The organism is Acinetobacter sp. UNC436CL71CviS28 (genome assembly GCF_000620525.1).
Classification (GTDB): domain Bacteria; phylum Pseudomonadota; class Gammaproteobacteria; order Pseudomonadales; family Moraxellaceae; genus Acinetobacter; species Acinetobacter radioresistens.
In genome coordinates this window covers 23,141-37,026 of record NZ_JIBB01000030.1, presented here as the reverse complement: position 1 = coordinate 37,026, position 13,886 = coordinate 23,141, and the positions used below count along the sequence as shown (strand labels likewise).

General features: G+C 42.6%; 23 protein-coding genes. 22 read left to right on the top strand and 1 reads right to left on the bottom strand.

What is annotated here, in order from left to right; genetic code table 11:
- Nucleotides 1-112: 112 nt before the first annotated feature.
- From N518_RS0111420 to N518_RS0111330, 18 genes are all read left to right on the top strand, one after another.
- Nucleotides 113-601 carry a recombination protein NinB gene (locus tag N518_RS0111420; RefSeq protein WP_026444283.1) on the top strand — a complete coding sequence of 163 codons (489 nt, stop codon included), beginning with the start codon at nt 113-115 and terminating at the stop codon, nt 599-601.
- Nucleotides 602-654: 53 nt separating this feature from the next.
- Nucleotides 655-852 carry a hypothetical protein gene (locus N518_RS0111415; RefSeq protein WP_026444282.1) on the top strand — a complete coding sequence of 66 codons (198 nt, stop codon included), beginning with the start codon at nt 655-657 and terminating at the stop codon, nt 850-852.
- Between the two features lie 59 nt (nt 853-911).
- Complete coding sequence (locus N518_RS0111410; protein WP_155756715.1) at nt 912-1,349, top strand: hypothetical protein; 438 nt, start codon at nt 912-914, stop codon at nt 1,347-1,349.
- Nucleotides 1,279-2,052 carry an AAA family ATPase gene (locus N518_RS16605; RefSeq protein WP_081402532.1) on the top strand — a complete coding sequence of 258 codons (774 nt, stop codon included), beginning with the start codon at nt 1,279-1,281 and terminating at the stop codon, nt 2,050-2,052. The genes N518_RS0111410 and N518_RS16605 overlap by 71 nt, the downstream gene beginning before the upstream one ends.
- 114 nt (nt 2,053-2,166) lie before the next feature.
- Complete coding sequence (locus N518_RS0111400; RefSeq protein ID WP_026444280.1) at nt 2,167-2,619, top strand: terminase small subunit; 453 nt, start codon at nt 2,167-2,169, stop codon at nt 2,617-2,619.
- 1 nt (nt 2,620) lies between these two features.
- Nucleotides 2,621-2,893: a hypothetical protein gene (locus tag N518_RS0111395; RefSeq protein WP_026444279.1), complete on the top strand. Its 273-nt coding sequence runs from the start codon at nt 2,621-2,623 to the stop codon at nt 2,891-2,893.
- A 10-nt stretch (nt 2,894-2,903) separates the two neighbouring features.
- Nucleotides 2,904-4,577, top strand: a complete 1,674-nt coding sequence (locus N518_RS0111390; RefSeq protein ID WP_026444278.1) for a terminase large subunit — start codon at nt 2,904-2,906, stop codon at nt 4,575-4,577.
- A 54-nt stretch (nt 4,578-4,631) separates the two neighbouring features.
- Nucleotides 4,632-5,240, top strand: a complete 609-nt coding sequence (locus tag N518_RS0111385; RefSeq protein WP_034593961.1) for an HK97 family phage prohead protease — start codon at nt 4,632-4,634, stop codon at nt 5,238-5,240.
- Nucleotides 5,237-6,568: a phage major capsid protein gene (locus N518_RS0111380; protein ID WP_026444276.1), complete on the top strand. Its 1,332-nt coding sequence runs from the start codon at nt 5,237-5,239 to the stop codon at nt 6,566-6,568. Before N518_RS0111385 ends, N518_RS0111380 begins: the two co-directional genes overlap by 4 nt.
- Before the next feature lie 87 nt (nt 6,569-6,655).
- Nucleotides 6,656-6,823 (top strand): hypothetical protein, encoded by a 168-nt coding sequence (locus N518_RS17240; RefSeq protein ID WP_171076402.1) that lies wholly within the window; start codon nt 6,656-6,658, stop codon nt 6,821-6,823.
- A gap of 10 nt (nt 6,824-6,833) precedes the next feature.
- A complete protein-coding gene (locus N518_RS0111370) occupies nt 6,834-8,273 on the top strand; it encodes a phage portal protein (RefSeq protein ID WP_026444275.1) in 1,440 nt (479 codons plus the stop codon).
- Complete coding sequence (locus N518_RS0111365) at nt 8,270-8,560, top strand: head-tail connector protein (RefSeq protein WP_026444274.1); 291 nt, start codon at nt 8,270-8,272, stop codon at nt 8,558-8,560. The genes N518_RS0111370 and N518_RS0111365 overlap by 4 nt, the downstream gene beginning before the upstream one ends.
- A 121-nt stretch (nt 8,561-8,681) precedes the next feature.
- Complete coding sequence (locus tag N518_RS0111360; protein ID WP_026444273.1) at nt 8,682-9,011, top strand: phage head closure protein; 330 nt, start codon at nt 8,682-8,684, stop codon at nt 9,009-9,011.
- Nucleotides 9,012-9,303: 292 nt separating this feature from the next.
- The gene (locus tag N518_RS0111350) at nt 9,304-9,537 is read left to right on the top strand and encodes a hypothetical protein (protein WP_026444271.1); all 234 of its coding nucleotides are present in this window, start codon (nt 9,304-9,306) and stop codon (nt 9,535-9,537) included.
- A gap of 55 nt (nt 9,538-9,592) precedes the next feature.
- Nucleotides 9,593-10,063 (top strand): HK97-gp10 family putative phage morphogenesis protein, encoded by a 471-nt coding sequence (locus N518_RS0111345; RefSeq protein ID WP_026444270.1) that lies wholly within the window; start codon nt 9,593-9,595, stop codon nt 10,061-10,063.
- The gene (locus N518_RS0111340) at nt 10,060-10,431 is read left to right on the top strand and encodes a DUF3168 domain-containing protein (RefSeq protein ID WP_026444269.1); all 372 of its coding nucleotides are present in this window, start codon (nt 10,060-10,062) and stop codon (nt 10,429-10,431) included. The genes N518_RS0111345 and N518_RS0111340 overlap by 4 nt, the downstream gene beginning before the upstream one ends.
- Nucleotides 10,432-10,502: 71 nt before the next feature.
- A complete protein-coding gene (locus N518_RS0111335) occupies nt 10,503-10,985 on the top strand; it encodes a phage tail tube protein (protein ID WP_026444268.1) in 483 nt (160 codons plus the stop codon).
- Complete coding sequence (locus tag N518_RS0111330; protein ID WP_026444267.1) at nt 10,985-11,422, top strand: hypothetical protein; 438 nt, start codon at nt 10,985-10,987, stop codon at nt 11,420-11,422. Before N518_RS0111335 ends, N518_RS0111330 begins: the two co-directional genes overlap by 1 nt.
- Nucleotides 11,423-11,642: 220 nt before the next feature.
- Here the strand turns inward: N518_RS0111330 and N518_RS0111320 are convergent, their stop codons facing one another.
- Nucleotides 11,643-11,903 (bottom strand): Arc family DNA-binding protein, encoded by a 261-nt coding sequence (locus tag N518_RS0111320; protein ID WP_026444265.1) that lies wholly within the window; start codon nt 11,901-11,903, stop codon nt 11,643-11,645.
- Between the two features lie 115 nt (nt 11,904-12,018).
- Between N518_RS0111320 and N518_RS17235 the strand changes: the two genes are divergently transcribed.
- The 4 genes from N518_RS17235 (at nt 12,019) to N518_RS16270 (ending at nt 13,843) form a co-directional block, all read left to right on the top strand.
- Nucleotides 12,019-12,180, top strand: a complete 162-nt coding sequence (locus N518_RS17235) for a hypothetical protein (RefSeq protein ID WP_008304580.1) — start codon at nt 12,019-12,021, stop codon at nt 12,178-12,180.
- A gap of 77 nt (nt 12,181-12,257) precedes the next feature.
- Nucleotides 12,258-13,088: a Bro-N domain-containing protein gene (locus tag N518_RS0111310; protein ID WP_026444264.1), complete on the top strand. Its 831-nt coding sequence runs from the start codon at nt 12,258-12,260 to the stop codon at nt 13,086-13,088.
- Entirely contained in the window at nt 13,085-13,426 is a 342-nt protein-coding gene (locus N518_RS0111305; RefSeq protein WP_026444263.1) for a hypothetical protein, read from the top strand. Before N518_RS0111310 ends, N518_RS0111305 begins: the two co-directional genes overlap by 4 nt.
- A 90-nt stretch (nt 13,427-13,516) precedes the next feature.
- On the top strand, nt 13,517-13,843 hold the full coding sequence (locus N518_RS16270) for an HIRAN domain-containing protein (RefSeq protein WP_228133337.1): 327 nt from the start codon (nt 13,517-13,519) through the stop codon (nt 13,841-13,843).
- Nucleotides 13,844-13,886: the final 43 nt, after the last annotated feature.

The window sequence follows — 13,886 nt, the reverse complement described above, 5'->3', positions numbered from 1 at the left end:
TGGTCGATTGGCTTGGCTAATTATAGTTGGTAGTGGTGCTGCTTTAGATATCAGTGTTATGCCTAAGCTAAGTAATTGAAAATATTATCGTACGAAGTTTCAGGAGCAGGAAATGCAAAAAGCCGTGTTTCCTATCCAGAGTCATGCTGACATCACCAAAGCCATTAACTACATGCATACCAATTACACTCAGGCGATTAATGAGGGTAAGCCGTTGGTGGTGAGGATTAATCAAACACCAGATGAACGGTCAGCAGCGCAGAATAGGCTTTACTGGAAATGGATCGGTGAGATTAGAAGAAAGACTGGTCAGGATGAAGATTCACTCCATTACGAGCTCAAGAAGAAGTTTCTGATTTATATCTATCGTCGAGATGACCAGCAGTTTGCTGAAATGTGCCATGCCATTGCCAAGGTGAAGCAATCTGAACCAGATGAGTATAAGGCTATCGGTGAACAGGTCATCAGGCTTTGCAGTACAACCAAGGCGACAGTTAAACAAATGACCGAGTATTTGAATTATGTGCATGACTTTGCTGTGACCCAGTTGCATGTGCATTTAACTGTGCCGGATGATTTGAAGTGGTGTTATCAGGAGTAGGTTAATGTCATGCCAAGGCTGTGAAGCACGACGTAAATGGATGAAAGAACAATATGAACGATCAAGAGAAAGAATGCGGTTGTGCATCGAACGACTTACTTCTAAAGCTAATCGAGCAGAACAACCAGCTGATTCAGCAAAACAACCAACTCATCCAGATCAACAATGAACAGAATGCTCAGATCAATGAGTTGTTAATGCGGCTTGAGGATGAAGAAGAGCCGAAGTCATCAGGTTATTTGGATGGGTAGATATGACATCAATCATAAGTAGAGCTGAGGCTGATAAGCGTCGGGTGGAGTTAAAGAACATGAATAAGCCAAACCGAGTAATGGTATCAAAAGTTAGATGGAAGGATGGAAGTTCAGGGCCTTCTGGTGCTGCGGTAATGCTTTCGAATGGAAAGTACCTAGATTGCCAAGTTCAAAATGTCATAGTTTTAGGCGATGTCTGGTGCGCTGAAATTGATGTCCGAATTAAATTTAATGACTACTCAACCACTGTATGTTTTGGATCGGATCGACAGGCTGAATCACTGCGTGTAGCAGATGTCCTATTTCCAGAAAAGGGTAAGCTTCAAGGTACGCAGGTTGTTCTGAATGATGGTAGTTACCTAAGTCTAATCCAAGGTATTCGTTTTGTAGAGAATGGCTTAAGAGTGAAGGTGCGTATAAATAATGAAACTACAACAGCTCAAGCCGAGACTACAGACAGCCAAGGAACCGAGACTAATCAAACAAGTCAGTGATTCATGGCGTGATAGCAAGACTACAGCAGAGCGTGGATATGGGTACAAGTGGCAGAAGTATCGCTTAAGTTTCTTGCAGCGCAATCCATTGTGTGTGTACTGCTTGGAGCAGGGTAGGGTAACTGAAGCTAAGGTGGTCGATCACATTGAGCCGCATCGTGGTGATCAGGATCTATTCTGGAATACAGACAACCACCAAAGCCTATGCATGTCCTGCCACTCATCTATCAAGCAGCGCGAAGAAGCAGGGTCGAAGAACAGTACAGCATACGTGTTCATGCCTGACTGGTTAGAACCAATACCTCGATTAACAATCGTGTTCGGCTGTGCAGGTTCAGGTAAGTCTACATGGGTGAAGGAGCATGCCAAGCCTAATGATGTGGTACTCGACTTGGATGAGATGATTGCTGATATTGGTGGTAAGCCAATCTATAAAGGCAATAAGCAAGACTTTGCACTGGCTGTTAGGAAGCGCAATAGCTTGTTGCTACAGATGTCTAAGCACAACCAGAGTGGCTATCTCATTCTTACAGGTTCAACTCCAGCACAGCGGCGCTGGTGGGTCTCTAAGCTACAACCATCCTCAGTGCATATCATGGAGACATCCAAAGAAGAATGCATTGAAAGGATTATGAATGATGAAAGAAGAACTATGTCGGTTAAACAGAAGCAGATTCAATCGGTTGGTAAATGGGAGATTTGATTTCCCGATGGTGGGGGGTAAAAGATTCTTAAAAAACGATTGAAAAATCCTGACCACCAGCCGACCCACGTATAAAAAAATTTCCCATTTCACAAATATGTTAAAGGAGGGCGCATGGCTTTAACAGCAAAAAAGAAGGCATTTGCCCAAGCTAAACATGATGGCGCTGATAACAAAGAAGCCGCTATTTTCGCGGGTTACAGCCCTGAAACGGCCTCACAAGCCGGGTCAAGAATGGCGAAAGATCCTGATGTAATCGCTCACCTTGAACGCCTTGCCAGTGTTAAAGATGTTAACACTGATGTTAAGCCTGATTCGAAACCCATCATCACCAAAAAAGACATTGAAACTGCTGGTAGTCGTGCTGACCCGCTAAAGTTTCTGGAAGAAATCTGGACTGATCCGGTTGAAGATATGAAATTGCGAATGGATGCAGCAAAAGCAGCCCTTCCATATTTCCACGGCAAGGTTGCTGAGAAAGGCAAGAAAGAAACCAAAGCCGATGAAGCCAAAAAAGCCACTCAAGGCGGAAAGTTTGGAACACTTGGTTCGCAGCTAAGGAGCTGATATGTCAACAGTGTCTTTTAATATAAATTACCCAATACGCTTCAAGCCTACGGACTTTGGGAAGGCGCACTATCGAGAGCAAAGAGAAGTAATCCAAAGAAGAATAAAAACCCTAGATATTCCTCTTGAATTAAAGCTGGATGAAGAGGGGTTTGCATCAATGCAAATGCATGAGTTTATGCATTACTTTGGAGATGTTGCTTATTGTGGTGGGCACCCATTCATTGAGAAATGCGAAATTCTCATAAAAGAAGAACACCTCGACAGAAAATAAAGGCTAATTTATGTCAGCAATACTCCCAGAATGGTCGACATCTCTTCCAGACTGGGAGGAACGTATTGTCGCTAAAAAGTCACTCATGCCATGTGAACCGCTTTTTCCAGAAGTGGCCGATGTAGCAGAGCGGATTTTTAAAGAATTAATCCTGGTCGATGTGATGGGTAGCCCAAAAATGGGCGAAGTCACATTGCCATGGGTAATTGAATTTGTCCGGGCAATCTTTGGTGCTTACGATCCAGAACAGAAGAAGCGTTTAATCCGTGAATTCTTCCTGCTGATCTCCAAGAAAAACACCAAGTCAACGATTGCAGCTGGAATCATGATGGTGGCCTTGATCTTAAATGATCGTATGTCGGCTGAGCTTATCCTGTTGGCGCCCACAAAAGAGGTTGCAGACAATAGTTTTAATCCAATTCGAGACTTCATTCGAGCTGATCCTGAGCTTCAGGAAATGTTCAATGTGTCCGAGCACACCAAAACAGTCACTCACTTGGGCACCAATGCGACCTTAAAAGTGATTGCTGCGGAAAGTAACGCTGCTGCAGGTAAAAAGGCTTCAATCATCCTGATCGATGAGGTCTGGTTGTTTGGGAAGCGTGCAAACGCTGAATCGATGTTTCGTGAGGCAAAGGGTGGCTTGGCATCACGTCCTGAGGGTTGTGTGATTTATCTGTCTACCATGTCAGATGAAGTGCCATGCGGTGTGTTTAAGCAATTGCTGGACTATGCGCGTGATATCCGGGATGGAGTAAAGGTCAATCCTCAGTTCTTACCTCTGATTTATGAGTTTCCAGAATGGATGCTTGAAGCGGGTGAACACTTAAAACCTGAAAACTTTTATGTTACCAATCCAAACTTGGGTGCATCGGTTGATCTGGATTACCTGATTAACGAATTTGAGAAGGTTAAAGACGCTGGTGAAGAATCGCTGCGTGACTTCCTTGCAAAACACTTAAACGTACCAATTGGCCTAAATCTACGTGCCAACCGCTGGGCTGGTGCTGAATATTGGCTGCAGCAATCTAAAAAATTCACCTTGGATAAGTTGATCGAACAATCGGATGTCATTACCTGCGGTATCGATGGTGGTGGCCTGGATGATTTACTTGGTTTCGCTGTACTGGGTCGGCATAACAAAAGCCGTAAATGGTGGCTCTGGAATCATGCTTGGTGCAATAAAACCGCAGTCGAGAGACGTAAAGAGAATGCGCCAAAGTATGCCGATTATGAAAAAGAAGGCAGCCTGACCATTGTGGATCGTATCGGTGATGATATTGACCAGCTGGCAGCCATTGCAAAGAAATGCTTCGACTCTGGCAAGCTCGACAAGATTGGACTGGATCCACTTGGTTTGGGTGGTCTGCTTGATGGCCTGCTTGATGCCGGTATACCTGAAGACAAAATGATTGCAGTAGCTCAGGGGTTTAAGTTGATGGGCTACATCCTCACCACTGAGCGAAAATTAGCTGAAGGCAATCTTTACCATGCTGGGCAAGACTTAATGACCTGGTGTGTTGGTAATGCGCGTGCAGTCGTGAAGGGTAACGGCATGATGATCAGCAAACAGGAATCGGGTGTCGGGAAGATTGACCCATTGATTGCCACGTTTAACGCGGTGGCCTTGATGTCGATGAACCCTGAACAGGCCGAAAAAGAATATAACGTCTTCTTTATCTAACCAAATCAATTAACCAAAGCTCGCATTAAGCGGGCTTTTTTATTGGGGTATCCAATGAAAAAAGCTTACAGCTTGCTACAGGTCAAGTCATTTGATGCTGAGCAACGAATTATTAAGGGAATTGCTTCAACCCCAAGCCCGGATCGAGCAGACGATATTGTGGATCCGCAAGGTGCCAAGTTTGCGCTTCCTATTCCATTTCTTTGGCAGCACATGCACTCACAGCCTATTGGTGAAGTTACCGAGGCAGTTGTGACCGATAAAGGCATCGAGGTGACTGTTCAGATTGCCAAGATTGAAGAAGAAGGAAAATTAAAGGACCGCATTGATGAGGCTTGGCAGTCCATTAAGTCAGGTCTGGTCAAAGGTCTATCTATTGGCTTTCGTGGCCTCACAGTTGAAGACATTCCGCGTTCATGGGGTCTGCATTTTAAAGAGTGGGAGTGGTTTGAATTATCAGCCGTAACTATCCCAGCAAATGCAGAAGCATCCATCACAGAAGTTAAATCGATTTCTAAATCTTTCGAGCAGCAAGAAAAATCCGCGATTGGTGACGAGCCGCAAAAACCGAAAGTAGAAAAAACCCCTGCTGGCGATTCGGCAGAACAAAAACACGTAATAGTCAAATTGAATTGCCCAACAAAGGGTGGAGTGAAATTATGAATAAATATCTAAAACAGCTGCTTGATGCTCTTGCTGCAAAGAATGCTGAAAAGCAAGGCATCGTAACCAAAGCACTTGATGGTGGTCAAACGCCAAACGAAGATGAAGAAAAGCAGATTGATGCAATTGATGCTGAAATCGCTACTATTCAGAAAAACATTGACCGTGTTAAAGACATGATCAAACAGGCAGAAGATGCTGCAAAAAATGCAACTCCTGCTGCTGGCCAAACCGCTGCACAAGCAAAAGCCTCAGCTGAAGGCAATCCGAACCCTGAAGGCAACGACTCTAAAATTGAAATCGTGCCTTTAGCTAAAGGTATTGGCTTTGCTCAATATGCCCGAGCGAAACTTGCAGCCGCACTTGAGGCCAAAAAAGGCCACTACATCACACCAGTAGACATGGCAAAACAACTTGGCTTTGGTGACGAGGTTCAGGACCTTGTGACAAAAGCAACTTTGGGTACCACTACAGACTCAGGATTTGCGGCATCACTGGTCACTGAAAACCGCTTAGTTGGTGAGTTTGTTGACATGCTTCGTGCTGCAACCGTATTTGACCAACTTACAGGTTTCCGTAATGTGCCTTTTAACTCCAAAATCCCTAGCCAGTTAACCGGCGGTCAAGCGCAATGGGTGGGTGAAGGCGCACCAAAGCCATTAACAAACCCAACCTATGGCGAAGTGGAAATCAAAGAGCATAAGCTTGCTGCTATCACGGTCTACACTCAGGAGCTAATGCGACGCTCTGATCCAGCCGTAGACATTTTGGTTCGTGATGACTTAATTGAAGCATCAAAAACTTTAATTGATAACACATTCCTTGATGCCGGTGCTGCCACCGCGGTTCGTCCTGCGGGTCTACTGAATGGCATTACTGCTACTGCCAACACTGGCACCACAGCAGAAAACTATGAAGCCGACCTACTGGCCTTAGTGAATAGCTTTGTTACCGCAAACCTCTCGCTGGATGGTGCGTACTTCATTATGTCTGAAACGCGCGCTGCTCAGATCAGCTTACTTCGTGATGCTTTGGGCCGTAGCTATTTTGAAGGCATGGCACTTCGTGGTACTCGCACCTTGATGGGTATTCCAGTTATCACCTCTCAGACTGTCGGCAACAAGATTATTCTTGTGAAGACTTCTGAGATTCTGCTTGCTCAGGATGGTGGGGTGGATGTGTCTTACTCTGATCAAGCGACTCTGGTTGATGGTGGTACGACTCATCACTTGTGGCAAGAAAACAAATTTGCGGTACGTGTTGAGAAATTCATCACTTGGGCAAAACGTCGCCCAATCGCAGCGGCATTCCTAGATTACACACCATAATCTAAATTGAATGCTTCAAAAACAGCTCCTTAACCGGGGCTGTTTTTATATCTAAGCATCACAATTGTTTAGCTATAGGAACAGTCTATGAAGATTAAATATTTAAAGATAACCCACGACTCTAATGTTGGGGATGTGAAAGAGGTTCCTGACTTTCAGGCAAATGTTCTGCTCAAAATTGGAGTAGCTGAAGCATATAAAGAGCCTAAAAAGGCTGCTCCAAAAGCGAAAAAAGAAGATAAAACTCAAGAATAGGATGTAAAGAATGGGCTTTTTCGGAAATTTATTTGGTAAAAAGAAATCTCTCCAAGGAGTCCATTCAAACCAAGGTTGGACTTCTTTGTCTGTGCAGGAACCTTGGTCAGGCGCTTGGCAGCATAACCAAGAATTAACTCGGGAGGATTTGGCAGCACATCCTGCGGTTTTCTCATGCATTTCCTTGATCTCTCAAGACATTGGGAAAATGGGTATTTTGCTTAAAAAGCAGAAAGGCGGAATTTTAGTTAATGCCCCCATTCCTGATGACTTGGTTGTTCTTAAACGTCCAAACCATTACCAAAACTGGCAGCAGTTTTTAGAGTTCTGGATGATCTGCCGAAAATTACGTGGTAATGCATACGGATTTAAGGTGCGTGATGTATTTGGACAGGTGGTTAAAATTGTTATTTTAAATCCAGATCAAACAAAGCCGCTGATCAGTGATGATGGTCAAGTATTTTATCAGCTTGGAATTGACCGGTTGAATGGAACTGAGTCTGTGGTTGTTCCTGCTTCTGAAATCATTCATGACCGTGAAAACTGTCTTTATCATCCACTAGTAGGCATTCCAGCCATTACTGCTTATGGAATTTCAGCGGGATTGGGTTTAAATATTCTGAAAAATTCCAAAACTTCTTTTGGGAACATGAGTCGACCAAGCGGCATTCTGGTTGCACCAGGTGCGATTTCAGAAGAAAAGGCTAGAGCTATTGGTGCAGCATGGAATGCGAACTATACAGGCCAAAACATCGGTAAAACTGCGGTACTGGGCGATGACCTGAAGTACCAGCCAATCAGCATGACGGCTTCAGATACTCAAACTATTGAACAGCTGGAAATGACAAACCAGATTATTTGCTCGGTATTGCATGTGCCAGCCTTTAAGGTGGGTTATGGAACAATCCCAGCAGGGCAGAAGGTTGGTGATCTAAATGAAATCTATTTTTCTGACTGCCTGCAAAGTCCGGTAGAAGCTATTGAAAACCTGCTTGATGATGCATTTGACTTAAAAGCGCGTGGCCTTGAAATATTTCTTGATGTTGATTCTCTACTCCGCATGGATAAAGAAACAAAAATGGGCATTCAGGAACGTGGTGTTAAGGCTTCAATCTTTACACCAAATGAAGCGCGTCAGCAGTTCAATTTAGAGCCTTTGGTGGGTGGTGACACGGTTTACATGCAACAACAGAACTATTCGCTGGAAGCATTGTCTAAGCGCGACCAGATGGATGATCCTTTTGGTAAATCCGCACCTAATACACCTCAAAATACCGATAATTCAGACCAAAAAGGCCAATATCAAGGAATTTTTAAGACTGAAAACCAGTATAAATCAGGTCAGTTTGTGACGCACAAAGGCTCATTATGGCACTGTGAAAAAGATCATTCAGGCGAATTTAGCCATGAAAACTTCAAATTAGCGCAGAAAAAATGGGGTGAAGAATGAGTATTGTAAGTCTTGAGACCCTAAAAGAGCATTTGCGCTATGACGATGATTCAAATGATTTAATGCTTCAGGGGTATTTGGATGCAGCAGATTCAGTGGTGTTGAATTACATCACTGATGAGCTTGAGCCTGATTATCCCAAAGCAATTCATCAGGCAATTTTGTTGCTGTGTGGATATTGGGATCAGTACCGCAATGCTGAGCAGGAAATGCCGGTAAATGGCAATTTTCTGCCGATGCCGGTACAAAGCCTTCTTTATCCATATCGTAAGCCTACAGCTATTTAGGAGGGTGTATGTGCTGCCAATGCTGCAAATGTTGCAAAAACTCGAATTCTGAGAGTTTGGCCAAACCTGAATATGTTCCACCACCACCGCCAGTTAAGATAAAGATTGCATAGGAGGTTATATGGCCCAACGTGCCGGCGAACTATGCCACCGTGTAACGATTCAGCATAAAACCACGGTCTATGATGAATACAACTACGAAACTGAAGACTGGACTGAGTTCAAAAAGCTGTGGGGTAAACTGGATTTTCTTTCTGTAAAAGACAGCCTTACATCAAAGGCTGCCGGATCAGAAACCACAGCACGGCTAAAACTGCGCAAGCGTAAAGATATTGATACTGGTATGCGTGTTTTATTCGATGGACAGACTTTCCAGATCGTTTCGCCACCAAAGCCAGACAACGAGAATGGTCGCATTTATATGACGCTGGAGTTGTCTTTGGTGTCTTAATTGTGCTGATTTTGGTATAATTATTGAGCGGATAGGCTGATCACTGAAAGCCACTTAACCTGAGTGGTTTCCGCAATCTCTAATCAGGTTTTGCAGAGGGCAAAATAATGATAAAAACACTCCTTCGTGATTTCGCATGGTACATGGTTGCAATGTTTACGCTGTACCTAATGTGTTTATTTACAGTGGGTATTATTGGCCACACATTCATTGTTGATTTCAGCTTAATTTTTGCTGCAACTACTATCGTTTGCTTTCCGTTTTTTGTGGGGTTTAAAAGGATGATATCGCAATGAGGAAAAAGAAATTCACAAAAGAGCGATTTTACAAAAGACTGGCAGCTCGAAAATTAAAAGCGATGTTGCGAATCGAGCAAGGCATTAAGCTTGCAAAAGAAGTTATTAATACAGAACATGGGTTAAACCAGGCAATTCAAAATCTGGATATGGATTTAGCCGTACAACTTACAATCAAGCAGATGAATTTGCATAACCAGGTTAAGCTTCTTATGGCTTACAGGGTTTGAGTTATTAAGTTGCTGTGCCGCCCGCCTAGTGCGGGTTTTTTAATGCGAGGCATTTATGTCAGTGGAGTTTAATATTGAAGGCTTGGATGAAGTTCAGGAAAAGCTTAAAAGACTGGCCAATCCTCGCTTAATGAAGAATGCTGCAAGGCGTTCCATGCGTAAAGCCATGGCAATTGTTCGTGATGCGGCAAGAGCTAATGCTAAAGCTTTGGATGATCCTGAAACAGCCGAAAAGATCTGGAAAAATATTGCGATTGCTGCCGGTAAAACCCGAAACCCGAATGAAGTGGTGATGCGTGTCGGTGTTCGTGGTGGGGCTGCACAGAATGCAAATACTGATCGCGCAGCCTTATCTAAATTATCTGGTGGAATCACGACCTATTGGAGATATTTGGAATTTGGCAGTGCCAAAATGCCTGCCACACCTTTTATGAGACCTGCCTTATCCAACAATATACCCCAAGTAACAAATCAATTTGCTACATCTTTCAACCAAGAAATTGACAAGGAACTCGCAAAATTATGAACATTTTACCTGTAGTTCCAACACTGAAATTGGCTTCGGCAGTCACAGCATTGCTCGGCACCAATCCTTTAAGAGTATTTGAAGATGTAGCACCACACAAAACACCATATCCCTACGCAGTCTGGTCAGTAGTCACAGCAAATCCTGAAAACAATTTGGATTGCCCAGCAAATACTGATCATGTGTCATTCCAGATTGTGGTTTATGACACCCAGCAGAAAAGAGCATCCGATATCCGTGCTGCAATCAGAAAAGCTTTAGAGCCACATTGCTATGTCACCAATATTCACCCGAACCATTTTGAGCGTATTGCTGACACCAATATTTTTGGTCGTGGCTTTGATGCGAATTGGTTTCTAGATCGTTAAACAAATTTATTTTTTCACATAGCACCCAAACGGGTGCTTTTTTTATGCCTAAAATTGAGGAGTAGCTACTCATGGCAGTTAAGACAAACAAAACGCATGTTTATGCGGTCGTAAATAAAGAAGTTGTTCGTTTCAGTTGTTATTCAGGTTTTGGCTTTGGTCAAGACTCATTCGGCAAGATCGATGCGACATGCCTTGATTCTGACACTAAAAACTATGAGCGCGGTATGCGTGATCCGGGTGAAGGCTCTATTGCTATTCAGTTGGATGATGAAAATGCAAGCCATATCAAGCTTATTCAATTGGCTGAGTCCGGTGAAAAAGTCGAATGGTATATTGGCTCAAGCCATGCAGAAACAGCGCCCGATTATGACACTGCGACCGATACCATTGATTTACCAGGTGATCGTGTCTGGTGGACTTTTGAAGGTTACTTAAACCCAACTTCACCTGATGATCTTGCCCAAGACTCTCTAATTACCTATTCATTCACTCTGGTGCGCACATCAGGTGTAACTACAATCTTCCGTGATCCAGCAGTGGTGACTCCATAATGGCTAAATTAACATTAACCGCAACCAAGCAAGTGATTGGTGTGGGTAGTTTTGTTGAAAAAACAATTCAGTTCCGTGATAAAGATGGCGCTGAAGTCAGTGGTGAAGTTCTTATTAAAATTGCATCACATGATGAGATTGTTAATGCTTCAGATGTTTGGAAGCTGAAAAACAAACAAGAGCTCACACTAGATCAGCTTAAAAAAGCGTTAGTCTTCCAGGTTGTATATGAAGACGAAAAGACACAGTTTTTCCCAAAAATTTCTGAGACTGGTGCTGTTTCAACCGAAGTAATTGAGGCTATGTATTCCGCTGCTGACGAGGTTTTAGATTTTGCGGGAAAGAACTGGATCTACAAGACGAAGATGAATTCTTCTGCGAACTCGTCCTTAACGGAATTGGTGGAAGAACAATTGCCGAAGCAAAACGAAGCTTAAGCAGCCGGGAGTTAAAATTATGGAGGGCCTTTCGTCAAAAACGAGGCTCTCTTTTTTTTGGTCGGCGGATTGAGCAGGGCTTTGGCAACTTAATGGCGACTTACTTTGGATCGAAGGGTGCTAAAAACGTGAAAGCGAAATCTTTTATGCCTCATGAAGACCAACCGGAAGAACTTTCGCTTGAAGAATATATGATGCAAAGTTTTGGAGGGGGATCGACTTAGGTCGGTTTCTTTAAAACTTGCTCAAGCATTTCTTTTAATTCCTTGATTTGCTTTGCCTGCTCTAAGTAAGACTGCATCATCAACTCGAACTCGAGTGTTTCTGAAACTTTAACTTCAGGCTCAAAACTTTGTTCTAGGCGAGTACATATTTCAGCATTAATTGAGCGACTGTGTGATTTTGCAGACTCAACCACCTTATCTCTTAATTCTTCAGACCAGCGTAATTTATATTGTGGTTCTTTTTGGTTTTCACTCATCAGGGCAGCCGGAAAAATATTAGATGTTTTTATAATAAAGTACCTCTTTGATGTTGACAATGACATAAAAGAGGTACAATATAGAAACGTACCTAAATGATGTTATGAGGAACACATGAGTATCAATCAAAAAGGCCAGCAGTACAAAATGCGGTTTCTGGATAATAAAGATCACGAAAAGTTGAAATTAAAAGGTAAAGAGGAGGATCGTTCGATTAATTGGCTTATCAACCAAGCTATAAAAGAGTTTTTAAATAAAGAGAGTGCGAAAGCATGAAATCAACAGACAACAAAAAAGCCCCTGAATCTTGGCGGATGCGGAGCTTTGGTGTTGTTAACAAAGGAATATTAACTATGTCTAGTTTAGCATTAAGTTTTAACGAAGTAAATTTTTCACCAGTAGAGCAGAATGGTCAAATTTGGCTAACAGCAGTTGAATTGGCCAAAGCGCTAGGGTATGCAAAATCAGATGCTGTAACTCAGGTTTATGAGCGAAATAAAGATGAGTTCACACCTTCAATGACAACGACCCTCAAATTGAGTGTCGTTAGAAAAACAGGCAAAGTTGAAATGGATCATCGCATCTTTTCTCTTCGCGGTGCTCACTTAATCGCAATGTTTTCCAAGACAGCAATCGCTAAAAAATTCCGTAAATGGGTTTTGGATGTTTTGGATCGCGAAGTTATGAGTCAGCAGGTGAATTCCAAGCAAACTATCTCGCCAGAACAATGTGGAATCCTATATAACATCGTTCACACTCGCGCTGGTGGCAATCAAGGTTTAATCAAGCAAATGTGGAGCCGCTTAAAAAATCACTTTAAGTATTCTGCAAGCTACCGTGAATTGCGTGCCATTCATTTTGAGGATGCGAAACATTATTTAGAGCTTATGGAATTAAAAGTAAGTTCAAAGCAGTCGGAAGTTAAAGCTTTACCTTATCCACAAGAAATTATTCAAATTGCTGAGCAGATTAATCAAGAATTTAAAAACTCTCGATATGATTCTTGGCATGTGAGCGCCCGCAATGGCGTGTTGACTGCAATGCCACTGCCACCGGGCTTTTATCCAACAATGAACATTGCAGAATTCACTAAACGCTTTGATAGTGTACTAGATTTGCTGTATGGAACAGATACACTGCGCGTAGGGCGCTATATGTTAGCGGAGATGAATAAAAACCCATGAAAGTATTAAATTTTTCAAACATACCGCTTAATTACTTGGATGTTGCAAAGCAAATTCTTAACTTGGATATTGTTAAAGAGGAAATTGAATTCATGCAGCGCCTAGATATTGAGGATCCAATGGTGGAACTTGAGGCTGTGCATGATGGCTACACCTTGGTATCTATACCTCATGCTGATGTTTGGCTTTTAAGGTTACCGGATGGTATCTGGAAAAGAGCATATATCGGGCATGGTGAGGTTTATGCTAAAACCGTACTAGAGGATAAATATAAGCACTTAGAAGTTTTTAAGGCTAATATCACCAGCTTTAGAAAAGTCTGTCCGGTTTATATTTGATATTTAAATAAAACAAGACCACTCTTCGGAGTGGTTTTTTTGTGCTGAAATTAGTATCTTGTCCTGAATAACAAATATTTGGGGTGGGGTATGGAAATAGTAATAGCAATAATTGTTGGTGTGGTTATTTGGTATGTTTTGAAAGCTAAAAAGGCAGCAAGTGAAACAAGTATAAATCCAGACCCAAACAATACTTCATACGCTTACAATATTGTGGGTGAGCAGTCCTATCAAAATAACCTAAAAAAGATAGCCGGACCCAAAGAAGAAGAGTCGAAGTTTTTTGAGTGCTATGCCAAAGTTAGCTCAGAGCCATTTAATCAGTATGATAAGAATGCCGTTAAAGTTGAAATTAATGGCTTGCTTGTGGGTTACTTGAGTAGAGGTGAGGCGGCAAACTATCCGGCAAGGTGGTAAACAAAACTGTTCCAGCGGTCATAGATGGTGGCTGGAAAGATGA